General features: G+C 68.1%; 24 protein-coding genes. 21 read left to right on the plus strand and 3 right to left on the minus strand.

Annotated elements, in window-relative coordinates; translation table 11 throughout:
• Nucleotides 1-92 precede the first annotated feature (92 nt).
• The 3 genes from ASE48_RS10530 to ASE48_RS10540 are packed head-to-tail and all read left to right on the plus strand — an operon-like array spanning nt 93 to nt 4,011.
• Entirely contained in the window at nt 93-2,444 is a 2,352-nt protein-coding gene (locus tag ASE48_RS10530) for an arylsulfatase (protein WP_057167027.1), read from the plus strand.
• Nucleotides 2,444-3,163: a hypothetical protein gene (locus ASE48_RS10535; RefSeq protein WP_057167028.1), complete on the plus strand. Its 720-nt coding sequence runs from the start codon at nt 2,444-2,446 to the stop codon at nt 3,161-3,163. The genes ASE48_RS10530 and ASE48_RS10535 overlap by 1 nt, the downstream gene beginning before the upstream one ends.
• Nucleotides 3,164-3,204: 41 nt before the next feature.
• A complete protein-coding gene (locus ASE48_RS10540) occupies nt 3,205-4,011 on the plus strand; it encodes a formylglycine-generating enzyme family protein (protein WP_057167142.1) in 807 nt (268 codons plus the stop codon).
• Between the two features lie 4 nt (nt 4,012-4,015).
• On the opposite strand, the gene ASE48_RS10545 is transcribed toward ASE48_RS10540, so the two are convergent.
• Nucleotides 4,016-4,714, minus strand: a complete 699-nt coding sequence (locus ASE48_RS10545) for a YoaK family protein (RefSeq protein ID WP_057167029.1) — start codon at nt 4,712-4,714, stop codon at nt 4,016-4,018.
• A complete protein-coding gene (locus ASE48_RS10550; RefSeq protein ID WP_057167030.1) occupies nt 4,714-6,285 on the minus strand; it encodes a hypothetical protein in 1,572 nt (523 codons plus the stop codon). Before ASE48_RS10550 ends, ASE48_RS10545 begins: the two co-directional genes overlap by 1 nt.
• A gap of 370 nt (nt 6,286-6,655) precedes the next feature.
• Between ASE48_RS10550 and ASE48_RS10555 the strand changes: the two genes are divergently transcribed.
• Nucleotides 6,656-8,050, plus strand: a complete 1,395-nt coding sequence (locus ASE48_RS10555; protein WP_057167031.1) for an MFS transporter — start codon at nt 6,656-6,658, stop codon at nt 8,048-8,050.
• A gap of 11 nt (nt 8,051-8,061) precedes the next feature.
• Here ASE48_RS10555 and ASE48_RS10560 read toward each other — a convergent pair whose 3' ends face one another.
• Nucleotides 8,062-9,732 (minus strand): PucR family transcriptional regulator, encoded by a 1,671-nt coding sequence (locus ASE48_RS10560; RefSeq protein ID WP_057167032.1) that lies wholly within the window; start codon nt 9,730-9,732, stop codon nt 8,062-8,064.
• A gap of 234 nt (nt 9,733-9,966) precedes the next feature.
• Between ASE48_RS10560 and ASE48_RS10565 the strand changes: the two genes are divergently transcribed.
• The 17 genes from ASE48_RS10565 to rplR all read left to right on the plus strand — a co-directional run bounded on the left by ASE48_RS10565 (nt 9,967) and on the right by rplR (nt 23,118).
• Nucleotides 9,967-10,419 carry a GlcG/HbpS family heme-binding protein gene (locus ASE48_RS10565; protein ID WP_057167033.1) on the plus strand — a complete coding sequence of 151 codons (453 nt, stop codon included), beginning with the start codon at nt 9,967-9,969 and terminating at the stop codon, nt 10,417-10,419.
• Between the two features lie 197 nt (nt 10,420-10,616).
• Nucleotides 10,617-11,336: a TenA family transcriptional regulator gene (locus ASE48_RS10570; protein WP_057167034.1), complete on the plus strand. Its 720-nt coding sequence runs from the start codon at nt 10,617-10,619 to the stop codon at nt 11,334-11,336.
• 64 nt (nt 11,337-11,400) lie between these two features.
• A complete protein-coding gene (locus tag ASE48_RS10575) occupies nt 11,401-11,751 on the plus strand; it encodes a Rieske (2Fe-2S) protein (protein WP_057167035.1) in 351 nt (116 codons plus the stop codon).
• Nucleotides 11,748-12,992 (plus strand): NAD(P)/FAD-dependent oxidoreductase, encoded by a 1,245-nt coding sequence (locus ASE48_RS10580; RefSeq protein WP_057167036.1) that lies wholly within the window; start codon nt 11,748-11,750, stop codon nt 12,990-12,992. The genes ASE48_RS10575 and ASE48_RS10580 overlap by 4 nt, the downstream gene beginning before the upstream one ends.
• Nucleotides 12,989-14,434: an aldehyde dehydrogenase family protein gene (locus tag ASE48_RS10585; RefSeq protein WP_057167037.1), complete on the plus strand. Its 1,446-nt coding sequence runs from the start codon at nt 12,989-12,991 to the stop codon at nt 14,432-14,434. Before ASE48_RS10580 ends, ASE48_RS10585 begins: the two co-directional genes overlap by 4 nt.
• A gap of 57 nt (nt 14,435-14,491) precedes the next feature.
• A complete protein-coding gene (locus ASE48_RS10590; protein WP_057167038.1) occupies nt 14,492-14,848 on the plus strand; it encodes a Rieske (2Fe-2S) protein in 357 nt (118 codons plus the stop codon).
• On the plus strand, nt 14,848-16,452 hold the full coding sequence (locus ASE48_RS10595) for a gamma-glutamyltransferase family protein (RefSeq protein ID WP_057167039.1): 1,605 nt from the start codon (nt 14,848-14,850) through the stop codon (nt 16,450-16,452). The genes ASE48_RS10590 and ASE48_RS10595 overlap by 1 nt, the downstream gene beginning before the upstream one ends.
• Complete coding sequence (locus tag ASE48_RS10600; RefSeq protein WP_057167143.1) at nt 16,442-16,873, plus strand: RidA family protein; 432 nt, start codon at nt 16,442-16,444, stop codon at nt 16,871-16,873. The genes ASE48_RS10595 and ASE48_RS10600 overlap by 11 nt, the downstream gene beginning before the upstream one ends.
• 218 nt (nt 16,874-17,091) lie before the next feature.
• Nucleotides 17,092-18,612: a permease gene (locus tag ASE48_RS10605; RefSeq protein WP_235571006.1), complete on the plus strand. Its 1,521-nt coding sequence runs from the start codon at nt 17,092-17,094 to the stop codon at nt 18,610-18,612.
• 11 nt (nt 18,613-18,623) lie between these two features.
• Entirely contained in the window at nt 18,624-20,000 is a 1,377-nt protein-coding gene (locus ASE48_RS10610) for an amidase (RefSeq protein ID WP_057167041.1), read from the plus strand.
• 193 nt (nt 20,001-20,193) lie between these two features.
• Nucleotides 20,194-20,562 (plus strand): 50S ribosomal protein L14, encoded by a 369-nt coding sequence (gene rplN / locus ASE48_RS10615; RefSeq protein ID WP_057167042.1) that lies wholly within the window; start codon nt 20,194-20,196, stop codon nt 20,560-20,562.
• The gene (gene rplX / locus ASE48_RS10620; RefSeq protein WP_057167043.1) at nt 20,563-20,880 is read left to right on the plus strand and encodes a 50S ribosomal protein L24; all 318 of its coding nucleotides are present in this window, start codon (nt 20,563-20,565) and stop codon (nt 20,878-20,880) included. It abuts the gene before it with no gap.
• 2 nt (nt 20,881-20,882) lie between these two features.
• On the plus strand, nt 20,883-21,455 hold the full coding sequence (gene rplE / locus ASE48_RS10625; RefSeq protein WP_057167044.1) for a 50S ribosomal protein L5: 573 nt from the start codon (nt 20,883-20,885) through the stop codon (nt 21,453-21,455).
• Between the two features lie 3 nt (nt 21,456-21,458).
• Nucleotides 21,459-21,644, plus strand: a complete 186-nt coding sequence (locus ASE48_RS10630) for a type Z 30S ribosomal protein S14 (protein ID WP_020109913.1) — start codon at nt 21,459-21,461, stop codon at nt 21,642-21,644.
• Between the two features lie 103 nt (nt 21,645-21,747).
• Entirely contained in the window at nt 21,748-22,146 is a 399-nt protein-coding gene (gene rpsH, locus ASE48_RS10635) for a 30S ribosomal protein S8 (RefSeq protein WP_057167045.1), read from the plus strand.
• A 13-nt stretch (nt 22,147-22,159) separates the two neighbouring features.
• Nucleotides 22,160-22,699: a 50S ribosomal protein L6 gene (rplF, locus tag ASE48_RS10640; protein ID WP_057167046.1), complete on the plus strand. Its 540-nt coding sequence runs from the start codon at nt 22,160-22,162 to the stop codon at nt 22,697-22,699.
• 2 nt (nt 22,700-22,701) lie between these two features.
• Nucleotides 22,702-23,118: a 50S ribosomal protein L18 gene (gene rplR / locus ASE48_RS10645; protein ID WP_057167047.1), complete on the plus strand. Its 417-nt coding sequence runs from the start codon at nt 22,702-22,704 to the stop codon at nt 23,116-23,118.
• Nucleotides 23,119-23,124 lie beyond the last annotated feature (6 nt).

Raw genomic sequence — 23,124 nt, forward strand, 5'->3', positions numbered from 1 at the left:
GAAGCGGCGCGCATTGTTGCGGGCGTCAATATCCCCGGTCCACGCCATCTGGCGGGTGTAGTGTCCGGGCGTCCGTCAAACCGGGAGGTCCGATGACCGCAGAGTTCCAGGGCAAGATCGCGCTCGACATCCGTGATTCGGAGCCGGACTGGGGACCGTATGCCGCTCCGGTGGCGCCGTCCGATGCGCCCAATGTGCTCTATCTCGTCTGGGATGACATCGGTATCGCCACCTGGGACTGCTTCGGCGGGCTCGTCGAGATGCCGGCCATGAGCCGCATCGCGGAAAAGGGGGTGCGCCTGTCGCAGTTCCACACCACCGCGCTGTGCTCGCCCACCAGGGCCGCTCTGCTCACCGGCCGCAATCCCACCACCGTCGGGATGGCGACCATCGAAGAGTTCACCGACGGATTCCCGAACAGCAACGGACGGATTCCCTACGACACCGCACTGCTGCCCGAGGTGCTCGCCGAACGCGGATACAACACCTACTGCATCGGGAAGTGGCACCTGACGCCGCTGGAGGAATCCAGCCTGGCGGCCACCAAACGGCACTGGCCGCTGGGCCGCGGCTTCGAACGGTTCTATGGGTTCCTGGGCGGGGAGACCGACCAGTGGTACCCCGACCTGGTGTACGACAACCATCCGGTCGCGCCGCCGGCCACGCCGGAGGACGGCTACCACCTGTCGAAGGATCTGGCGGACAAGACAATCGAGTTCATCAAGGACTCGAAGGTGATCGCACCGGACAAGCCGTGGTTCTCCTACCTGTGCCCGGGCGCCGGGCACGCGCCCCACCACGTGTTCGAGGAGTGGGCCGACAAGTACGCCGGCACCTTCGACATGGGCTACGAGCGCTACCGCGAGATCGTGCTGGAGAACCAGAAGCGCCTGGGCATCGTGCCGGCCGACACCGAGCTGTCTCAGATCAACCCGTACCTGGATGTGACGGGCCCGGGCGGAGAACCGTGGCCGACCCAGGACACGGTGCGCCCGTGGGACACCCTCGACGACGAAGAGAAGAAGCTGTTCACCCGGATGGCCGAGGTGTTCGCCGGGTTCCTGTCCTACACCGACGCCCAGATCGGCCGCATCCTCGACTATCTCGACGAGTCGGGGCAGTTGGACAACACCGTCATCGTGGTGATCTCCGACAACGGCGCCAGTGGCGAAGGCGGGCCGAACGGCTCGGTCAACGAGAGCAAGTTCTTCAACGGCTACATCGACACCGTGGAAGACAGCATGCGGTACTTCGACGTGCTCGGCTCGCCACAGACCTTCAACCACTACCCGATCGGGTGGGCCATGGCGTTCAACGCGCCCTACAAGCTGTTCAAGCGCTACGCCTCCCACGAGGGCGGCATCGCCGACAGCGCAATCATCTCCTGGCCCAACGGGATCGACGCTCACGGCGAAGTCCGGGACAACTACGTCAACGTCAGCGACATCACCCCGACGGTGTATGACCTGCTCGGCATCACACCGCCCGACGAGGTGCGCGGCATCGTCCAGAAACCGCTGGACGGAACAAGTTTCGCGGCAACCCTGAAGGACGCGGCGGCGAAGTCCGGCAAGGAGACGCAGTACTACGCCATGCTCGGCACCCGGGGCATCTGGCACGACGGCTGGTTCGCCAACACCGTGCACGCGGCGAGCCCGGCCGGGTGGGGCCACTTCGACACCGACCGTTGGGAACTGTTCCACATCGAATCCGACCGCAGCCAGCGCCACGACCTGGCCGCCGAGCACCCGGACAAGCTGGAGGAACTCAAGGCGCTGTGGTTCGCCGAGGCGGCCAAGTACAACGGGTTGCCGCTGGCCGATCTGAACATCTTCGAGACGCTCGGCCGCTGGCGGCCGTACCTGAGCGGGGAGCGCACCAGCTATACCTACTACCCCGACAACGCCGAAGTCGGCAGTGGCGCAACCCCCGAGATCCGGGGCCGGTCGTTCTCGGTGTTCGTCGAGGTGGACGTGGACGCGGCCGGTGCCGAAGGAGTGCTGTACAAACACGGCGCCGGGCACGGCGGGCATGTGCTGTTCGTCCAGGACGGGCGGTTGCATCACGTCTACAACTTCATGGGTGAGGACGAGCAGCGGGTGTCCTCGCAGGACGTGGTGCCGTCGGGTCGCCACATTCTCGGGGTCCGGTACGAGCGCACCGGCACGGTCGAGAACAGCCACACCCCGCTCGGTGAGGTGTCGCTCTACGTCGACGGCACGGTGGTCGGGACCCGCAGCAATGTGCGCGCCCACCCGGGCAGCTTCGGGCTGGCCGGGGCGGGCATCAAGGTGGGCAGCAATCCGGGCCAGGCGGTGTGCAGTTCCTACCGGGCGCCGTTCCCGTTCACGGGTGGAACAATCGCCAAAGGGGTGGTCGACATCTCGGGCGCGCCCTACCGTGATGGAGAGCGTGAACTGGCGCGGGCATTCGCGAAGGACTGATGACTGGTATCCGAGGGGCTGCAGCCGCAGCGGCGGCGACGCTGTGTCTGACTGCGCCGATGCTGGCCGCGTGCACCACGTCGAGTGAGGGCACACCGGTGGCCGACGATGTCGCCCTCACGACGACCGGCCCCACCGAGACGGCGACGGCCACTCCGACCACCGGCCCCACCACGGATCTCGACCATCCTGATTTCGGTGTCGTCCCGACCAGCACCTCTGCGATCCCGGCGGGCACCGTCACCTGCGAACCCGAGCAGCGTCCCCCGGTCGGCATGGTGGCCAAGGTCGCCGACTCGGTGGCGCCGGTGATCACCGTCGCGGTCCCCGAGGGCTGGTCGATGCAGGGCGGGACGGGCGACGTGGGGGCGCAATTGTCGGGCCCGGACGGGATGTCGGCAACCGTGACGATCATGCCGACGACCCTCGATCCCCAGGCGGCGTTCGCCGAGTACGCGGAGGGTCTGACCGCCGACGCCGCGGTGAGCTCGCTGAGCGTGTTGCCCGCCGAACTGTGCGACTACAGCGGGCAGAAGCTGCTCGGCGCCGTGTCGGACACCCCCGAGAACGCGATCGAGTTCGTCGACCGCGTCGTGCACGTGTGGACCAAACGTCGTGACTACCTGGTCTCGGTGCACACCGAGGCGCCCACCGGAACCGACGGATTCGACCCGGCCTCAACGCAATTGACGGAAGACTTCGAGGTGCGGATTCCTTGAGCCTGTCCGATCTGGTCCAACTGCCCGCGGGCTCATTCCGGATGGGGTCGACCCGTTTCTATCCCGAGGAAGCGCCGATCCGCACCGCGCACGTCGCCGCGTTCGGCATCGAACGCCACCCCGTCACCAACGCCCAGTACGCCGCGTTCGTCGCGGACACCGGGTACCTGACCGTCGCCGAACGTCCGTTGGATCCGCAGCTCTACTCCGGAGTCCCGCAGGCCGACCTGCAGCCCGGCGCGATGGTCTTCCGGCAGACCCCGGGCCCGGTGGACCTGCGGGACTGGCGGCAGTGGTGGGACTGGGCCCCCGGCGCCAGCTGGCGTCACCCGTGGGGGCCGGGCAGCGAAGGCGCTCCCGATCACCCGGTGGTGCAGGTGGCCTACGCCGACGCGCTTGCCTACGCGCAGTGGGCGGGCCGCCGGCTGCCCACCGAGGCCGAGTGGGAGTACGCGGCACGCGCGGGCGCGGAGTCGACCTATCCGTGGGGTGAGGAGGTCGCACCGGCGGGGGAGTTGATGGCCAACACCTGGCAGGGCGGCTTCCCGTACCGCAACGACGGCGCACTGGGCTGGGCCGGAACCTCACCGGTCGGCACGTTCCCGGCCAACGGATACGGGCTGGTCGACATGATCGGCAACGTATGGGAGTGGACCGCCACCGAATTCAGCGGGCGCATCCAGAACCCGTGCTGCCTGCCGGCCGACGATCCCGGCGTCAGCCAGGCGCTCAAGGGCGGATCGCATCTGTGTGCCCCGGAGTACTGCCACCGCTACCGGCCCGCGGCCCGCTCGCCGCAGTCCCGGGACACCGCGACCACCCATATCGGGTTCCGCTGCGCGGCCTAGCCTCCTAGCTCGCGCCCACCAGGTGCGCCCGCCGCGGTGACAACCGCAGGTGACCGAGCATCGCGACCGCGGCAGTCAGTGCCGCCGACAGCGCGAACGGGACGGCGATGTGCCACCGCAACAACAGCGCGCCGACGACCGCGCCGGCGAAGATCATGGCGATGGCGCCGAATCGCCGGTTGAGCAGCACGCCACCGCCCCTGCGTGTCCAGGTCTCACCCGCCAGTGACGCCAGCGTGGAGGTCACCACGACGGTCGTCATATCGGCGACCGCCACGGCCCGGGCGACCATGGCCTGCGAACCCATCACCGCAGCCGTCGCGGCCGCCATCACGATCTGGATGGCCGGGCCGGAGTGGTCACCGACGACGGCGGCGACCACGGTGAGCGCGGTCAGTGTCAGTGCGCCGAGCGTCAGCAGCACGGTGACCCGGTGCTGCCACCCTTTGGCACCCGCGCGCAACACCAGGCCGGCGACGAAGGCCGCGGCGGTGAACGCCGCCAGCGCGATCGCCGGGCCCAGCACCGGCAGATCGTCCGCGCCGGCCACGCCCATGCCGAGGATCACGATGTTGCCGGTCATGTTCCCGGTGAACACCCGGTCCAGGGCCAGGAAGCCGACGGCGTCGACGACTCCGGTGACGAAGGTCAGTGTGACGGTCGCGGCCAGGGCCAGCTTCTGTTCGGTGTCGGTCAGCGCCATCAGAAGACGAGGATGGCGAAGACGGTGGACAGCACCAGACCGGCCATCACCGGCAGGAAGCACTTGCGCGCCAGGGTGAGGACCGGGACGCGTGCGAAGCCGGCCACCGCGACCAGGGATGACCACGCGACCAGCGTGCCGCCGCCGGACCAGATGTTGCCCATCTGCCCGATCGCGGCCAGCGTCGCCGGATCCATCCCGGCGGCGCTGCCGAGCGCACCTGCCAGCGAGCCGGTCAGGGGGAGACCGCTGAACCCGGAACCCTCCAGGCCAGCGATGACACCGACGAAGAGCACCGTGAACGCGACGATGAAGGCATTCGGTGCGACATGTGACAGCGCCGCGTTGATCAGATCGAACAGCAACGCGGGCCCGGTGGCGTCCTCGGGCATTCCCAGGATGCGGGCGGAGAAGTCGCCGTTGCCGATGAAGAAGAACCCGGCGATCGGCAGCACGATGCCCATGGCCTTGAAGGCGAACACCAGGCCGTCGACGATATGGGTCGACGAGCTCTCCAGAAATGTCCGCTTGTCGTTGGTCAGGCAGGCGGCGAACAGCAGCATCGCGGCGATACCACCGACGATGCCCGCGGCGTCACCACCTTTCAGCGGCGGTACCAGGCTGGTGAACTTGCCCAGCAGGAGATAGACGATGAATGCCAGGTAGGCCATCGGCACGGTCACCGCGAAGGCTTTGGCCGCCAACGTTTTCGGCGGATCGACCGGATCCGGCACGGCATCGTCGAGCACGATGGTGGCGGTCGGGGCATTCGCATCGCCACCACCGACACCGCCGCCGGCGGGGACTGGGGCGTCCCCGCGCAGGCTCACACCGGTGCCACCCGACACGTCCGTGCCAGGTTCTTCGTTGGTCGCGACGCCGAACTTGTCGGCCTTGTTCTCCCAGGCCACCAGCAGATCCGGGGACGGTTTCTGCCAGGTCCGGCGCTGGGTGAAGTAGGTGATGGCCAGCGCGACCAGACCCACGATGAGCGAGAGCACCATCGCCTTGTCGGCGACGCTGTCGGTGTCGACACCGGCCGCCGTCGCCGAGATTCCCGGGGCGACCTTGATGATGTAGTCCGACGACAGGGCCATGCCCTGGCCGGCGATGGCGATCACCATGCCGACCGACAGCGGACTCAGGCCGGCGCGGATCGCCACCGGAATCAGCACGGCGCCCACCAGAGGTACCGCGGGAGTGGGCCAGAAGAACAGCGAGATGACATAGGTGACGATGGCCAGTACCACGAAACTGCTTGTGCCCGCCCGCATCACTCTGCGGAACGGCGTCACCATCAGTCGGTCGGCACCCATCTCACGCAGGGCGCCGATCATCGCTGTCACGAAAGCGATGATGAGGAAGATGTTGAACAACTCGTGAGCGGCCACCAGGCTGGCATTGAAGATCGACGCCAGACCGGTCACGATGCTGCCCGAAAACACCCACGCGGTAAGCAATGTCGCGATGACCGCAGGCACCACGATGTTCTTGCGGAGCGCCATCGTGATGAGAATGACGACAATTCCGGCCAGGTAGATCCAGTGGGCCGCGCTGAGTTGTATATCCATCGACGGTCTTTTCACTCACAACTGCTCGTGGGCTGTGCAGTCTGATGTGGGAATGCTCGGCCCGTTGCCCGACCGGGTCAACGCACACTGTGCACAACGGTGTGCGGATGGCCCTGTGCAACGTGTTCCGACATTGTCATCCTGATGTCGCGGTGTTTCGCAAACGTTAAAATCCGCGCTGGGGTGCGGTTTGTCACGAGGCACGCACCCGGCACGGCTGTGCACAATGCCTGATTCCGGGCGGTATCGCTGTGCGCCTTGGCCCGCACATGCGGCACCTTCGCCGCGCCGGGAATGAGACAGTGGCGGTGCGGGTGCCACTGCATCTCGCGCAGCCACACCACACAGATCGGCCACGGAAGTCCCCGCCATGACTGACACAGACAGCCGCGTCCCCGCGGGCCCGGCGGTCCCCGACGGAGCCGGCACGCCGTTGGCGCTCGCCGCGCTGCTCTCCGGAACCTTGGTCGGCACGGTCAGCAACAACGTGGTGAACGTGCCGATGCCCGCCATCCTCGCCGAGTTCGGTGCACCCCTGGGCAGCGGCGTGTTCGTGGTGGTCGGCTTCCTGATGACCTTTACCGCGACGATGCCGCTGGTCGGCTGGATCGGGGACCGGTTCGGCAGGCGCCGGATGTACTGCGCGTCGATGATCGCCACCGCGGTGTGCGCCATCGGCGCCGCGACCGCGCCGTCGCTGGAGCTGCTGATCCTGTGGCGCTGCCTGGGCGGTGCGGCCGCCTCCGCGCTGGGCCCCGCCGTGCTGGGCCTGTTGACCTGGCTGTTCGCCGGCGAGCGGCGGGGCAGGGCGGTGGGGCTGTGGGCCTCGGTGAACGGCATCGGTCAGGCCATCGGACCCACCATGGGCGGATTCATCGCCGACGGCTGGGGGTGGCGATGGGTGTTCGTGCCGCTGGTCCCGGTCGCGCTGGCCGGCCTGATCGGCACCCTGCTCCACATTCCCCGTCATCCGGGCACCACGATGCGCTTCGACACCATCGGCGCCACCGCGCTCACCGTCGGGTCGGGGCTGCTCATCCTCGGCGTCGCGCTCGTCCCGCGGCAAGGAGTGTCGGTGGTTGTCGTCGTCGCCGTGACGGTGGCCGTGGCGATCCTGGTGTTCTTCGTCCGGCACTGCCTGCGGGTGCCGGAGCCGTTCGTCGACGTGCGACTGGTGGCGGAGGCCCGGTTCGTCCGCAGCACCTTGGGCGCGTTCGCGTTCATGTTCAGCCTCGGGGCCACGCTACTCGCGGTGCCCCTCTATCTCGTCGGCAGCGGCCGGACCGGGTCGCTGGCGGGCGTGGTGCTGCTGGCGATCCCGGCCTCGATGGTGATCCTCGGACCGCTGGTCGGGCGCTACCTGGACCGGATCGGGGCCCGGCGGGTGCTACGCACCGGGTTGGCGCTGCTGATCATCGGCCAGGCGCTGCTCGCCGCGGCCGTCGGGGCGCATCTGGTGGAGAAACGTTGGGGGCTGGCCGGCTTCGTGGCGATTCTGGTCCTGGTCGGCATCGGCACGGCATTGGTGCAGACACCGGCGGCCACCGGTGCCACCCGCTCGCCGGCCGGGGCGCAGGGCACCGGACTCGGATTGTTCAACCTGGTGCGCTTCGGCGGCTCGGCGATGGGCGCCGCGTGGGTCGCGATCGCCCTGGGCTTCGGCGCCACCACCGGCTTCACGATCGCGTTCGCGATGGTGTCCGGCGTCGCGGTGCTCGGACTGCTGGGCTCGTTCATCGGGCCCGACCCGGCGCCCGAACCGTAGCGCCGTCCACCTCAACGGAAGCTGGCCTCCCGGTCGACAGCGGCGTGCACCTCGCTGAGCAGGTCCAGCCGGATCGCCAGCCACACGGTGAACTGGTTGTCGGGCAACCGGATATCGAGACCGATCGCCCGCGACACCCGGTCCAGTTTGGTCAGCATGGTGTTGCGGTGCACGTTGAGCACCCGGGCGGTGGCGTTGACGTTCCCGCCGTGGGACAGGTAACCGGTCAGGAAATCGCGCAGGTCGGGAGTGGCGCGCAGGGGTCCCAGCAGGTCGTTGACCAGAGCCTTGCTCTGCTCGGTCTCGGCGATCTCGGCCAGCACCGTGAAACTGCGCAGATCCTGGTAGGACACCGCGCCGGTGAGGCCCAGCCTGCGTGCGATGCCCAGCGCGATGCGGGCCTCGCGGTAGCTGGCCGAGACGGCCTGGGCGCCACTGGCGGGCCTGCTGTAGGACACGGCGACCGCGGCGCCGCGGCGGTTCTCGAGTTCGCCCGCCATCGCCTCGGCGTAATGGACCATCTCGCGGTGCCGCGCGGTGTCGTCATCGCCGCAGAGTGAGCGCACCACCACCAGCACGTCACCCAGCACGGTGACGTAGGAGCGGACGGCGGGATCGGGCGCCACATTGGCGGCGTACCGGGCCAGCCGGACCATGCTCGCCGCGGGGTTGTCCACACCGTGCGGAATCGCGCCCGGCGCGACGAAAACACCGAACTGCGAATCGATGTCGATATCGTGGTACTCGGCTCGTGCGCGCATATCGTGCTCGCTGGAGAAGTGGCCGTGGACCAGAGCCTGGACGAAGTCGCCGCGGGCGCGTTCCTCGGCCTCGTCGACGCTGTGCTGGCGCAGCATCTCCGAACCGATGATCGCGGTCGCCTGTTCGGTGACGACGATGTGTCGCGCCAGATCGTGGGCACCCGGTTCGGAATTCGGGACCAGGACGAGCACCCAGCCCTCGAAGGCCTTGCCGAGCCGGATGGCCGTGGAGATGGCGGTCCACGCATTGCCGTGCGGGTCCGCGAGATGCTCGACGCGGGTGTCGTGATGGCCCGGGAGCCGCGCGCCGGCCGGCAGGTCGACGGTCAACCTCGGCACGATGACCTCGGTGAGGACTCCCGCGGCCTCGGCGGCCAAGCCGTTGTGAGCCACGATCTGGCCGCGGGCATCCAGTGCCACTGCGGGGTTGCGGGCCAGGTTGGACACCTCGCGGATCAAGATCTGTAGCCCGGCTCCGCGGTGGAAGAGCCCCGCCAGGGAGGCGTGCACGTGCGTGGCGTACCGCATCACGTGCACTTCCTGACTCAGCGCCCGCTCCGCCAGCAGCCGGTTCAGTGCGGTGAACCCGACCGGAAACGCCATCTCGATCACCACGAGCCCGGCAGGCAGGGCCGTCGGGAAATCGGCGGGGACCGCGCCGTCGACCACCAGGGTGGTGGCGCCGCGGGCGGCGAGCGCGGCCAGTGCGCCGGCGGTGCCCAGTAGGGCTTCCGGACGTGCGTAGACCGCGACGCCGTCGAGCGGCTCGTGGCGGGACAGCACCTCGGAAAGGGGCAGGACCCAATGCAACTCGCGGCCCAGGTGATCCTGGCCGGCGATCACCCGCGCGCCGGACATGAGCGACTCGTCGAGCAGTCCGGCGACCGTCATCCGGTCGCCGTGCGGGTGCTCTGCTGTCATGTGCTCACCTGCTCTGTGCGGCGTGTTCGTCGATGCGGTGGCGGATCGAACCACCACGATCACACTGTCGACTGCCCACAGCCTATGTGCAGTTTGACCATGATGCGGCCGATAAAGCGGACATTGTGACCAAGGCGGGTGGCGGCTTGCCCCGGTAGACATTCACCAGGCGAACAGCCCGGGGCGGGATCGCCGCCCCGCAGGAACCCAGCAATTCTCAGGAGGTCAGCAGATATGCACCAGATCTACCGGATCACCCTCGACGACGCCCTTCCCCTGCTCGCCGCCGGCCGGGCCAAGGCCGAAGAGATCGGTGTCAAGCAGACCCTGTGCATCTGCGATGACGGTGGCAATGTCCTTGCCCTGCACCGGCTTCCGGGTGCCCGGCTGACCGGCGTCGATATCTCCATCGCCAAGGCGTTCACCGCTGCAGGACACGAGCGGGCCACCCACCTGTTCAACGAGGCCCCGGACGGCCCGGCACTGCCGGGCAACGAGGCCTTCGGTATCAGCCACATGCTGCCGGGCAAGTTCGCGGTCTTCGTCGGCGGGTTCCCGCTCGTCTTCAACGGCCAGATCATCGGCGGCGTCGGGATCAGCGGCGGTAACGGCACGCAGGACAAGGCCGTCGGCGCGGCGATCCTGGCCGAGTTCGAGGCGCTGACCGCTGCGGTCGCGAGTCACTGAGGCCGGTGTGCATCATGCCTCGTCGCCGCGTCCATCAGGGGTGATGTTGTCCATGTCGCAACCCCGGTCCGCTGGCTAACGTCGCTGGTGCAGAGTCGACTTCGCAACGGCGCGTCGCCTCGCAGCCCCCATCAATCGCGAAACTGTCTCTGTTGCTGATGGTTTCGCGAAATCAACCGATCGAAGGGATCTGATCCATGACTGAACTACTGGGCCGTGACGAGTTCCGCGCCGAGCTCGAGAACGCGATCAAGGGTCGTGAGGCCAAGAACGCATCGTTCTCCAAGGCGTGGGCCGAGGGCCAACTGGAGCGCCACCACTTCGCCCGCTGGGCCGAGAATCACTTCCACTACGTCGGGCCGTTCGCCGACTACCTGGCCAACATCTACGCCAACACCCCGGACCAGTTCACCGGCGCGAAGGATTTCACGCTGCAGAACATGTACGAGGAAGAGCTCGCGGACATCCGGCACACCGACCTGCTGATCAAGTTCGGTGAGGCATGCGGCACCACCAAGGAACGCATCGAGGACCCGAACAACATGAACGCCATCACCCGCGGCCTGCAGTCGTGGTGCTACGCGGTGTCGCAGCGCGAGCACTTCGTGGTGGCCACCGCCGCGCTGGTGGTGGGCCTGGAATCCCAGGTGCCCAGCATCTACATGAAGCAGATCGTGCCCCTGCGTGAGGTCTACAAATTCACCGAGGACGAGATCGAGTTCTTCGATCTGCACATCACCTCCGATGTGGTGCACGGCGAGCGCGGCTACCAGATCGTGCTGGACCACGCGGACACCGTGCCGCTGCAGCAGCGTTGCCTGCAGATGGTGCGGTGGGGAGCCGAGATGCGGTTCTCCTACACCAAGGGTCTGTATGACACCTACGTCGCGCCCGAGCTGGAGCCGGTCGCGGTCTGAGTGACTTCGGTGCGTCCACGCCCGCTGCGCGAGCGTGGACGCGCCGGATTCGGACAGGAGAATCATGGAGTGGACCGCGGTCGCCACCGCGCGACAACTGGGCAGACGCCGCAAGCTGCGGGTCGAGGTCGACGGTGTCGCCGTCGCGCTGTTCCAGACCGAAGGGCGGGTGTACGCCTTCGCCGATCTCTGTGTGCACCAGGATCGTTCGCTGTTCAAGGGGACGCTGCTGCACGGCAAGGTGATCTGCCCGGGCCATCAGTGGCAGTTCGACCTGGAGACCGGCTACGAGGCCGATCAGGACCTTTGTCAGCCCACCTACCCGGTGCGCGTCGACGACGACGGCACCATCTACGTCAATCTCGCGCCGGAGAGCCGTGTGCCGGCCCGCACCGAAGAGGAGGCGCGGACATGACACCGCGCACCATCGTCACCGTCGGCGCCGGGCAGGCTGCCGCCGTCGCCGCCCGCAACCTGCGCAGGCAGGGATTCGACGGCCGCATCATGCTCATCGGGGACGAACCCCACGCGCCCTACCAGCGCCCGCCGCTGTCCAAGGAATTCCTGGCGGGCACCGACAGCGAGGCCGCCCTCTGGATTCTGCGCCCCAGCTGGATCGCCGACAACGAGGTGGAGATCGTCACCGGAACCAGCGTGCTGCGGGTGGACCCGGCGTCGCGGAGCGTCACGCTGGACACCGGTACCGAGATCGACGCCGACGCAGTACTTTTTGCCACCGGAGGCACGCCGAGACCGCTGACCGTGCCCGGCCCGCGGCCCGAGCTCGTGCACTACCTGCGCACGCTCGACGACGCCGTGGCGCTGGCCCCGGTACTGGTGCCGGGGAAGCGGCTGGCCATCATCGGCGCGGGTTTCATCGGCCTGGAGATCGCGGCCACCGCGGCCGCCGCAGGTGTGGCGGTCACCGTGTTCGAATCGGTACCCGTGCCGTTGGCCCGCATCCTCGGTGCCGCGATGGGTGAGGCCGTCAGCCGGCTGCACCGCGACAACGGCGTGCAGCTGCGCACCGGAGTGCGGTTGGACGGCATCCGGACCACCTCCGACGGTGTGCTCATCGACGTGACCGGCGCCGCAGCACCTTTCGAGGCCGACGCCGTCGTGATCGGCATCGGCATCACGCCGAACACCGCCGCCGCGGAGGCTTCCGGGCTGCGTGTCGAGGACGGCATCGTGGTGGACGCGTCGGGCCGCAGCAGCATCCCGAACATCTACGCCGCCGGAGACGTGGCACGCCGGTACTCCGAGCGGGCCGGTCGCCACATCCGCCTGGAACATTTCGACAACGCCAGCAGGCAGGGCGTGGCGGTATCCAACGCGATGCTCGGCCGCGATGCGCCCTCCGACGATGCGCCGTGGTTCTGGTCGGACCAACATGGACGAAACCTTCAGTTCGTCGGTACCGCCACGGGGGATCCGGTGATCCGCGGTGACGTCGGTGCACTGGACTTCACCGGCTTCTACCTGGAGGGCGCCGCGGTGTGCGGCGCCTTCGCCATCGACCGCGGCGAGGACATCATGGCCGTGCGGGAGCTACTGGGCCGCGAGGTCGACATCGCGGCGCTGTGCGATGAGGACACCGATCTGTGGGACCTCGCCTACGCAGACATCGACGAAGAATCGCAGGTACAGCAATGACCACAGGACTCAACTTCATCGGCGGCGCCTGGGTGCCCGCCCTGTCCGGGGCCACCTTCACCCGGACCAACCCGGCCGACCCGGCCGATCTCATCGGCACCTTCCCCGCCTCGGGGCCCGCCGATGTGGCCAATGCCGTGGACGGGTTGGAGAAGGCCGCGCCGGAATGGGCCGCGACGGCCCCCGAACGTCGCGCGGCGATCCTGGAATCGGCCGCGATGGAACTGCAGAAGCGCGGTCCCGACCTGATAGCCGAGTTGGTGCGCGAAGAGGGCAAGACCCTCGCCGAAGCGACCATGGAGGTCAGCCGTACCCCGGCGAATCTGCGGTTCTACGCCGCGGAGGCAACCCGCAGCGGGGGAGTGACGCTGCCCGCGGTCGGCGACACCCTGCTCTACACACTGCGCGAACCGGTAGGTGTCGTCGGTGCGATCACCCCGTGGAACTTCCCGCTCAACATTCCTTCCCGCAAGCTCGGCCCGGCCCTGGCGGTCGGGAACCCGGTGCTGTTCAAGCCTTCCGAGATCACCCCACTGATGGGGCAGCGTCTGGTCGAGGCACTGCTGGCCGGCGGGCTGCCGCCCTCGGTGATCGCCCTGGTCCAGGGTGACGGGCTGGCCGGGGCCGCCGTGGCCGCCGACGAGCGGATCGCGGCGATCACGTTCACCGGCTCCACCGAGGTCGGTCGCGCCATCCATGGCCGGGTCGGCCCGCACCGGCGGGTCCAGCTGGAGATGGGCGGAAAGAACCCGGTGCTCGTCGCCGACGACGCCGACCTGGACCGCGCCGCGGCGCTGATCGTCAAGGGCGCCTTCGGGTTGTCCGGTCAGGCCTGCACCGGCACCAGCCGGGTGATCGCGACCGATGCGGTGCACGACGAACTGGTCGAGCGGGTGATCCGGCGCACCGAGGCCCTGGTGGTCGGCCCGGGTGCCGACGACGGCGTGGACATGGGCGCGCTGGCCAGCGCGCAGCAACTCGACAAGTTCGCCCACTACGTGGCGGTCGGGGTCGCCGAAGGCGCGCGGCTGCGGTGCGGCGGCACCACCGTGGACGTGGCGGCCGGTCCGGGTGGCCATTTCGTGCGACCGGCCGTGTTCACCGATACCGAACCCACGATGCGCATCGTCACCGAAGAGGTGTTCGGCCCGTTGCTGGCCTTCCAGCGGGCGGGCTCGCTGAACGAGGCGATCGAGCTGGCCAACGCGACCGAGTTCGGACTCTCGGCGGCCATCGTCACCTCGGATCTGGCCACCGCGCAGCGGTTCGCACGCGAGTCGCGCACCGGACTGGTCAAGATCAATCAGCCGACCACCGGGATGGCGATGAACGCGCCGTTCGGCGGCTACAAGGCCTCGTCGACCGCCACCTTCAAGGAACAGGCCGGGGCGTCCATGATGGAGTTCTACCTGGCCGAGAAGACCGTCTACCTCAACGCCTGACACCCGGTAATCTCAGAATCGCAGAACCGCCAAATTATAGAAACACGGAGAGCAACAATGGATTTCGTTCGGGTAGCACGATCCGGGCAGGTGCCCGAGGGTATCGTCCGGCGGTTCTACTCCGGCGATCACGAATTCGCCGTGGCACGGCTCAACGGCAAGGCCTACGCCACCTCGAACTACTGCACCCATCTGGACTGCCTGCTGTCGTCGGGCAAGCTGCGCGACGACGGCATCGGCTGCTCCTGCCACGGCAGTGCCTTCGACCTGGAGACCGGTGAGCCGATCAGCCCGCCGGCCACCGAACCCATCAAGACCTTCCCGTGCCAGGAACGTGACGGGGAGATCTTCGTGGGTGTGGAGCCCGGGGAGATGCCCGCGGGCCCGACCCGCCGGGCCCGCCGGGGCGCCTGATGGCCGCGGCACAGCGACCGCCGGCGCTGTCGGCAGGCGGCATGGTCAGCAGCAGTCACCCGGCGGCCAGCCTCGCCGGTGCGCGGGTGCTGGCCGACGGCGGGAACGCCATCGACGCGACGCTGGCGATGGCCGCCCTGACCTGGCTGACCCTGCCCGGCCAGTGCGGTATCGGTGGCGATGCCTTCGCAGTGGTCCGGGAACCCGACGGGCGGGTGTGGACCGTCAACGGATCCGGCTTCGGGCCCGACGGTGGAACCCCGGATTTCTATGCTGCGCAACACCTCGGCGCGATACCGATGGACGGCCCGCTGGCCGTCGCGGTGCCCGGCGCGCCCGCTGCGCTGGTGGCGCTGCACGGCGGCGGCGCCACCAGGTCGCTGCCGGAACTGTGGGAACCCGCCGCCCGCATCGCCGAGAACGGATTGCCCTGCTCGGCGCGCACCGCAGGTGATGTCAGCTCGGCTGCCGACGCGGTCGCGGCCGACCCCGGACTCGCCGAGATCTATGCGCCACAGGGTGTTCCGCCCGTCATCGGACGCCGCTTGGCGCAGCCCGCACTGGCGGCAACCATCCGGATGCTGGCGCACGACCCCGGTAGCTTCTACACCGGCGAGTTCGCCGAACGCGCGGTGGCCGCGCTGCGGGCCGGCGGCGCACCGTTCAGCGGTGACGAATGGGCGGCGGGCGCGCAGGTGACACCCGAACCCGCGCTCACCGGGCGCTACGCCGGCGCGGTGCTGCACCAGACGCCACTGCCCACACCGGGATGGATGGTATTGCAGCAGGCGGCGCTGTGCGACGGTGTCCTCGGCGTCGCGGAGTGGATGTCGGCGGCCGCGATCGACCGGTTGGCACGGGCGGCCCGACTGTCGTTCGCGGACCGATTTGCCTTGTGCGGCAGCGATAACCGACGTGACGGCGCCGACTACATTCTCAACGCCGACCGTCTGGACGCGCAGCGCCGCGATCTCGACGCCCGCATCGAAGTGCGCAGCGGCATCGCGGTCGCGGCGGGGGACACCACCTCGACGGTGGCGGTCGACGCCGACGGTCGGGCGGTGAGTTTCATCCACTCGCTGGCGTTCACCTTCGGCGCGAAGTTCAGCGTGCCCGGCACCGGGGTGGTGCTCAACAACCGGCTGGGGCGGGGCGCGTACCTGATGCCCGGGCATCCCAACGAGGTGAAGCCGCGCCGAAAGCCGCTGCACACACTCAATGCCTGGATCGTCACCGACGATGCGGGCGCCCTGAAGCATGTCGGCAACACCCCGGGCGGCGATGGGCAGGTGCAGTGGAACATGCAGCTGATCTCCCACCTGCTGGACCACGGACGCGATGCCGCCGAAGCAGTCGCGGCATCCAGGTTCACCGTCTTCCCGGGCTCGGACGCCGACGTCATCGGCGCGCCCGACGAACTGCGCGTCGAGCCCAGCCTGCCCCCCGCGGTGCGCGACGAGCTGGCCGCTCTGGGGCACCGCATCGTCGTGCAACCCGATCTCGGTGCCGGCGGCAGCGCCCAACTCATCTCCGTCGACGACCGGGGCGTGCTGACCGGTGCCGCCGACCCCCGCCAGGAAGGTGTGGCGCTCGGTGTCGACTGAACGGACCGAAGCCCCGGCGCCGCAGGGCGATTACATCCCCGCGACGTTGCACGCCGGGCTCATCTTCAGCGCCGGGATGACGCCACGCCGCAACGGGGTACTCACGGTCACCGGTACCGGCGGCCGACAGGTCGACCTGCCCACGGCCCGCGCAGCGGCGATGCTGGCCGCCACCAACGCACTGGCCGCGGTCCGGTCGGTGCTTCCCGCGGACGCGTCGGGAGTGCGGTGCCTGCAGATGACCGTGTACGTGGCCTGCACACCGGAATTCACCGCGGCATCGGCCGTCGCCGACGGCGCCTCCGCAGCGATCACCGCGGAACTCGGGGTGGACGCCTTACCGGCACGGAGCGCGATCGGGGTGTGCGCCCTGCCGTCCGGCGCACCCGTCGAAGTGCAACTGGTGGCCGCGGCGCTGTGACGGCCCAGTGGCGCTGGACACAGTGCACAGCCGCAGGGCAGGTGATGTGTGCGTTCTCGGCATTGTTCAAAGTTGGTCCATGGAACAAACTCTCGACACCCACGATTGACCTCAGCCACTGCACTCCCGGACCGTTCAGCCCCATGTGAAACCCTTTCCCGGCCGCTTCGTTTTCTGCCCCGCGCGGCGACCGCAGTCCCGATTGGATGGTGACGTCAGTGTCCATTGCGCACTGGGTGTACCTGCTCGGCCTCGTCGTGCTGATCGTCACGGTCATCGCCAAGAAGAACGTGATCGCCCCGGCGATGATCGCGACCTTCCTGACCGCACTGGCGTTCTCCGGCAGCATCACCACCGGTCTCGGCGCGGTGTTCAACGCGGCGATCATCGGTACCCGCGAGCTGCTGCCCATTTTCATCATCATCGCGCTGGTGACCGCCATGCTCGGAGCGGTGCGCCATGCCGGCGCGGACTCGGTGATGATCCGGCCACTGCGCGGGCTCTTCCGAAATGGCCACATCTCCTATGTGGTCCTGGCTGTGGTGACGTTTCTGCTCTCGGTGTCGTTCTGGCCCACCCCGGTGTTGCCGCTGATCGCCGCGATCCTGCTGCCCGCGGCGGTGAGAGTGGGACTGCCGCCGTTCGGTGCGGCCCTCGCGATCGCCATCGCCGGCCAGGGCATGGCGCTCAGTTCGGATCTGGTCATGGGAGTGGCGCCCGCCCTGTCCGCCGAGGGGGCCGACGTCTCCGCGAGCGTCATCGCCGTGCGGGCGACCATCATCGCGCTGATCGCCGGAGTGGTGGCGCTGGCAGTCGCCTACCTCCGCGACGTGCGCACCAAGATGCTGGATCCGGTGGCGGCCGCCGCGGTGACGCTGCCCGTCGCCGAGGCCTCCGCCGGCTCTGAGCCAGCAGCGGGCAGCGCCCGCGCAGGCGGCGCCGACACCTCTGGTGAGCGGGTCCGCACGACCACCCTGCGTCCCTCCGGCGCCGCGGGCGACGCTCTCGACGTCGAGGATGCCTCGCCGTCGACGAAGGCGCGACTCATCGCGATCGGTGTGCCGACCTTGTTCGCCGCCCTGCTGGCCTTCATGCTGCTGGGCCGGTTCACGCCCTGGGTGCCCGATATCGACGACGGACTGGGGGCACCCCTGGTCGGTGGCGCCGCAGCCCTGGCCCTGGTGACCATCGCCGTCGTGGTGAGCCGACGGACCTGGCTGGCAGATGTCGGTCAGCATTTCACCGACGGCATCACGTTCTCGTTCCGGTCCATGGGCATGGTCATTCCGGTGGCGGGTTTCGTCTATATCGGGTTGTCGGACTACTCCGGCGCCATCCTGGGCCTGGCCCCGGAGGCGCCCGCGCCGGCTTTCCTGCTGGATGCCGTGGCCTCGGTGGAGCCCTATATTCCCCAGGTGCCGGTGTTCGCGGCCTTCGCGATGCTGCTGATCGGCATGGTGATCGGCCTCGACGGCAGCGGCTGGCCCGGCTTGCCGTTCACCGGGTCGCTGGCAGCCTCCCTGGGTGAGAGCTCGGGTGCTGATGTCGCCACCCTGGCGGCGATCGCGCAGAACGGGGCCAGCTGGACCGGCGGGGGCACGCTGGTGATCTGGTCGTCGCTGATCGTGGTGGCGGGCCTGACCGGGGTATCGGTGATGGATCTGGCCCGTCGACTGTTCGTCCCGGTGATGTGCGGCCTGGTGGTGGCCACCTCGGTGGCGGCGGTGCTGCTGCTGTGAAAATTGCAGGGGTGAACGCGGCGACCGTGATCGAGACGGCCGATCTGGTGCGGTCGGGTCAGGTGAGCGCGCAGGACACCGTGGCGCGAGCGCTGACGGCCATCGAGGAGACCAACGGCGCGCTCAACGCCTTCATCCACGTCGACGGTGAACGGGCCATGGACTGGGCCCGCGACGTCGACCGGGTGGTGGCTCGCGGCGGCGATCCGGGTGCGCTGGCCGGGGTGCCGATGGGGGTCAAGGAACTGCAGCCGGTGCAAGGTTGGCCGTTCGCGATGGGGAGCACGCTGCACGCCGGCCGGATTGCCGACCACACCTGCACCCTGGTGTCCCGAGCTGTCGCCGCCGGTGCGGTGCCGATCGGGGTGACCGCATCCCCGGAGTTCGGCCGCGCTTCCTACACCGCATCGGTCTTGCACGGCATCACCCGCAACCCCTGGAACACCGACCTGACGCCGGGCGGGTCCAGTGGCGGGTCGGCCGCCGCCGTCGCGTCCGGCATGGTGGCGGTGGCCACCGGCACCGACGGCGCCGGCTCATTGCGCATTCCGGCGTCCTACTGCGGACTCGTGGGTTTCAAGGCGACGTATGGAGTGGTTCCACGCGGGCCGCGGCACCGGGGAGTCGCAGACAACGACCACTACGGAGTGCTCACCCGGACCGTCGCCGATACCGCGCGGGTGCTCGACAGCATCTGCGGCATCGATCACCATGACCGGGCGTCCCTGCCGGCGCCGGCGCAATCGTTCGAAAAGAACTTGTACACAACCGATTTGAGTGCACTGCGAGTGGCTTTCACGGCGACACTCGGTGGGGCGCCGTGTGATCCCGCGATTGCCGCAGCGGCCGAAGCGGCCGCCGAGAAATTCATCGAGGCCACCGGTGCGCGCCGGGTGAGCGCCGCGGCGATACGCATCGACGCGGCGTGCAGCACAGCGTTTCGCACGCTGTCGGCGCCGGACGTCCACGCCCAGGTCGGCTCGCCGGTGGATCTCGGGAACGTTCATCCGGCGGTGCGCCGCTACTTCGAGGCCGCCGCCGAACTGGATGCCACGACGCTGCTCGATGCGCACGAGGCGCGGGCCCGGCTGGTGGCCGGCATGGCGTCGGCGTTCGAGGCATTCGACCTGTTGCTCACGCCGGCCACCACGGTGCCGTCCTTCGCAGCCGAAGGGCCCATGCCCACCGAGATCGACGGTCGCCCGGTGGACCACTGGGGTGCGTTGGCCGCCACCTACCCGTTCAACCTCACCGGCCAACCGGCGATCTCTGTTCCTGCGGCCCTGGTGGGCGGTGCTCCCATGGGTCTGCAGATCGTCGGCCGGAGGCATGCCGATGCAACGGTGTTGGCGGCCGCGGCGGCCTTCGAGCGGATCGGCCTCTTCTAGCAGGCCACGCACGTTTTGTGCCGCTTCGGTGAGCAATTTGGCTCTCAGCAGGTCGTCCCCTAGACTCTAGGGGTTGCCTGGGGCAGACCTCGGTTCTCTCATGCGAGAAAACCCTGCGTGCTCTCGGGGCAACAAAGACCGCGCACGTCAGGTCGGTATCTGCCGTGCACACATAACCAGGTCAGGAGATCGAGTGATTCAGCAGGAATCGCGGCTGAAGGTCGCCGATAACACGGGTGCCAAGGAGATCTTGTGCATCCGCGTTCTCGGCGGCTCGGCGCGACGCTATGCCGGCATCGGCGACATCATCGTGGCGACCGTCAAGGAAGCCATCCCGGGCGGCAACGTCAAGCGCGGCGATGTGGTCAAGGCCGTCGTGGTGCGCACCGTGAAGGAACGTCGTCGTGCCGATGGCAGCTACATCAAGTTCGACGAGAACGCCGCCGTCATCATCAAGGCGGACAACGATCCGCGCGGCACCCGCATCTTCGGCCCGGTGGGCCGCGAGTTGCGTGAGAAGAAGTTCATGAAGATCGTTTCGCTCGCCCCGGAGGTGCTGTAAATGAAGGTGCACAAGGGTGACACCGTGCTCGTGATCTCCGGTAAGGACAAGGGCGCCAAGGGCAAGGTCATCGAGGCCTACCCGACCCGCGAGAAGGTCCTCGTCGAGGGCGTCAACCGGATCAAGAAGCACACCGCGGAGTCGCAGAACGAGCGCGGCGCCTCCTCCGGCGGCATCGTCACGCAGGAAGCGGCCATCCACGTCTCCAACGTGATGGTCATCGACTCCGACGGTAACCCCACCCGCATCGGCTACCGCGTCGACGAGGAGTCGGGCAAGAAGGTCCGGGTCTCCAAGCGCAACGGCAAGGACATCTGAGAATGACCACAGTAGAGAACGCCGCCAAGGTGCAGCCGCGGCTGAAGCAGCGCTACCGCGAGGAAATCAAGGACGCGCTCAACAAAGAATTCAACTACGCCAACGTGATGCAGATCCCGGGCGTGGTGAAGGTCGTCGTGAACATGGGTGTCGGTGACGCCGCCCGCGACGCGAAGCTGATCAACGGCGCGGTCAACGACCTCGCCCTGATCACCGGCCAGAAGCCCGAGATCCGCAAGGCGCGTAAGTCCATCGCCCAGTTCAAGCTTCGCGAGGGAATGCCGATCGGCGCCCGGGTGACGCTGCGCGGCGACCGGATGTGGGAGTTCCTGGACCGCCTGGTCTCGATCGCGCTTCCCCGTATCCGCGACTTCCGTGGCCTGAGCCCCAAGCAGTTCGACGGCAGCGGCAACTACACCTTCGGGCTCTCGGAGCAGTCGGTGTTCCACGAGATCGACGTGGATTCCATCGATCGCCCCCGCGGCATGGACATCACCGTCGTCACCACGGCGACCAACGACGACGAAGGACGAGTGCTGCTGCGGGCCCTCGGCTTCCCGTTCAAGGAGAACTGAGCAATGGCAAAGAAGGCTCTGGTCAACAAGGCCAACAAGAAGCCGAAGTTCGCGGTTCGCGGCTACACCCGGTGCAACCGGTGTGGCCGTCCGCACGCGGTGTTCCGCAAGTTCGGCCTGTGCCGGATCTGCCTGCGCGAAATGGCGCACGCGGGCGAACTGCCCGGTGTCCAGAAGTCCAGCTGGTAACCAGCATTCATTCGAATTCAAATTTCGGAAGGCCCACGGAGTTGATTGACCGGAAGGCAATCGACCTCGGGGGAACCGCCGCAAGGAAGGTGAACCGGCTGTCATGACGATGACCGATCCCATCGCAGACTTCTTGACGCGTCTGCGTAACGCCAATTCGGCGTATCACGACGAGGTGTCTCTGCCCCACTCGAAGATCAAGGCGAACATCGCCGAGATCCTCAAGAAAGAGGGCTACATCTCCGATTACCGCACCGAGGACGCCCGCGTGGGCAAAGCCCTTGTGGTGCAGCTGAAGTACGGTCCCAGCCGTGAGCGCAGCATCGCCGGCCTGCGCCGGGTGAGCAAGCCCGGTCTGCGGGTCTACGCAAAGTCCACCAATCTGCCTCGGGTGCTCGGCGGCCTGGGCGTGGCGATCATTTCCACGTCCTCCGGTCTGCTCACCGATCGCCAGGCAACTCGACAAGGCGTGGGCGGCGAAGTCCTCGCCTACGTCTGGTAGGGGAACGAAAAACATGTCGCGTATTGGAAAGCAGCCGGTCCTGGTTCCCACCGGGGTCGATGTGGCCATTGATGGTCAGAACGTGTCGGTGAAGGGCCCCAAGGGCACCTTGACCCTGGATGTCGCCGAGCCGATCGTGGTCTCGCGCAACGACGACGGCGCCATCGTGGTGACCCGTCCGGACGACGAGCGGCGTAGCCGTTCGTTGCACGGGCTGTCACGCACCTTGGTCGCCAACCTGGTCACCGGTGTCACCGAGGGCTACACCAGGAAGATGGAGATCTTCGGCGTCGGTTACCGCGTGGTGCTCAAGGGTGCAAACCTGGAGTTCGCGCTCGGTTACAGCCACCCGGTCCTCATCGAAGCGCCCGAGGGCATCACTTTCGCGGTCGAGACACCCACGAAGTTCTCGATCACGGGCATCGACAAGCAGAAGGTCGGCCAAATCGCCGCGGTCATCCGCCGCCTGCGCCGCCCCGACCCGTACAAGGGCAAGGGCGTGCGGTACGAGGGTGAGCAGATCCGCCGCAAGGTCGGAAAGACAGGTAAGTAACCATGGCTTCCACGAAAACTGATGCAGCCACCGGCACCAAGCACAAGCCGGTGGGGCAGAACATCTCCGAGACCCGTCGGGTCGCGCGGATCCGTCGTCACGCCCGGTTGCGCAAGAAGGTCGCCGGAACGGCCGACGCCCCGCGTCTGATGGTCAACCGGTCGTCCCGGCACATCCACGTCCAGCTCATCGACGATCTCGCCGGCGTCACCGTCGCCGCGGCCTCGTCCATCGAGCCCGATGTGCGTGCCGTCGACGGCGACAAGAAGGCACAAAGCGTGCGGGTCGGTCAGCTGATCGCCGAGCGCGCCAAGGCAGCCGGTGTCGAGACGGTCGTGTTCGACCGTGGCGGCTACACCTACGGCGGCCGGATCGCCGCGCTGGCCGATGCCGCGCGCGAAGGCGGGCTGAAATTCTGATGACTG

Origin of the sequence: Mycobacterium sp. Root265 (genome assembly GCF_001428895.1) — a bacterium.
GTDB lineage: Bacteria > Actinomycetota > Actinomycetes > Mycobacteriales > Mycobacteriaceae > Mycobacterium.

What these genes read in the sequence shown, in the direction of transcription:
- ASE48_RS10560 (WP_057167032.1), bottom strand. Translation starts at nt 9,732, where the DNA reads ATGACAGCAGAGCACCCGCACGGCGACCGGATGACGGTCGCCGGACTG.
- ASE48_RS10595 (WP_057167039.1), top strand. Translation starts at nt 14,848, where the DNA reads ATGGCCGCGGCACAGCGACCGCCGGCGCTGTCGGCAGGCGGCATGGTC.
- ASE48_RS10570 (WP_057167034.1), top strand. Translation starts at nt 10,617, where the DNA reads ATGACTGAACTACTGGGCCGTGACGAGTTCCGCGCCGAGCTCGAGAAC.
- ASE48_RS10590 (WP_057167038.1), top strand. Translation starts at nt 14,492, where the DNA reads ATGGATTTCGTTCGGGTAGCACGATCCGGGCAGGTGCCCGAGGGTATC.
- rplE (WP_057167044.1), top strand. Translation starts at nt 20,883, where the DNA reads ATGACCACAGTAGAGAACGCCGCCAAGGTGCAGCCGCGGCTGAAGCAG.
- ASE48_RS10585 (WP_057167037.1), top strand. Translation starts at nt 12,989, where the DNA reads ATGACCACAGGACTCAACTTCATCGGCGGCGCCTGGGTGCCCGCCCTG.
- rpsH (WP_057167045.1), top strand. Translation starts at nt 21,748, where the DNA reads ATGACGATGACCGATCCCATCGCAGACTTCTTGACGCGTCTGCGTAAC.
- rplX (WP_057167043.1), top strand. Translation starts at nt 20,563, where the DNA reads ATGAAGGTGCACAAGGGTGACACCGTGCTCGTGATCTCCGGTAAGGAC.
- ASE48_RS10530 (WP_057167027.1), top strand. Translation starts at nt 93, where the DNA reads ATGACCGCAGAGTTCCAGGGCAAGATCGCGCTCGACATCCGTGATTCG.
- rplF (WP_057167046.1), top strand. Translation starts at nt 22,160, where the DNA reads ATGTCGCGTATTGGAAAGCAGCCGGTCCTGGTTCCCACCGGGGTCGAT.
- ASE48_RS10565 (WP_057167033.1), top strand. Translation starts at nt 9,967, where the DNA reads ATGCACCAGATCTACCGGATCACCCTCGACGACGCCCTTCCCCTGCTC.
- ASE48_RS10550 (WP_057167030.1), bottom strand. Translation starts at nt 6,285, where the DNA reads ATGGATATACAACTCAGCGCGGCCCACTGGATCTACCTGGCCGGAATT.
- ASE48_RS10535 (WP_057167028.1), top strand. Translation starts at nt 2,444, where the DNA reads ATGACTGGTATCCGAGGGGCTGCAGCCGCAGCGGCGGCGACGCTGTGT.
- ASE48_RS10545 (WP_057167029.1), bottom strand. Translation starts at nt 4,714, where the DNA reads ATGGCGCTGACCGACACCGAACAGAAGCTGGCCCTGGCCGCGACCGTC.
- ASE48_RS10540 (WP_057167142.1), top strand. Translation starts at nt 3,205, where the DNA reads ATGGGGTCGACCCGTTTCTATCCCGAGGAAGCGCCGATCCGCACCGCG.
- ASE48_RS10630 (WP_020109913.1), top strand. Translation starts at nt 21,459, where the DNA reads ATGGCAAAGAAGGCTCTGGTCAACAAGGCCAACAAGAAGCCGAAGTTC.
- ASE48_RS10580 (WP_057167036.1), top strand. Translation starts at nt 11,748, where the DNA reads ATGACACCGCGCACCATCGTCACCGTCGGCGCCGGGCAGGCTGCCGCC.
- ASE48_RS10575 (WP_057167035.1), top strand. Translation starts at nt 11,401, where the DNA reads ATGGAGTGGACCGCGGTCGCCACCGCGCGACAACTGGGCAGACGCCGC.
- rplR (WP_057167047.1), top strand. Translation starts at nt 22,702, where the DNA reads ATGGCTTCCACGAAAACTGATGCAGCCACCGGCACCAAGCACAAGCCG.
- ASE48_RS10555 (WP_057167031.1), top strand. Translation starts at nt 6,656, where the DNA reads ATGACTGACACAGACAGCCGCGTCCCCGCGGGCCCGGCGGTCCCCGAC.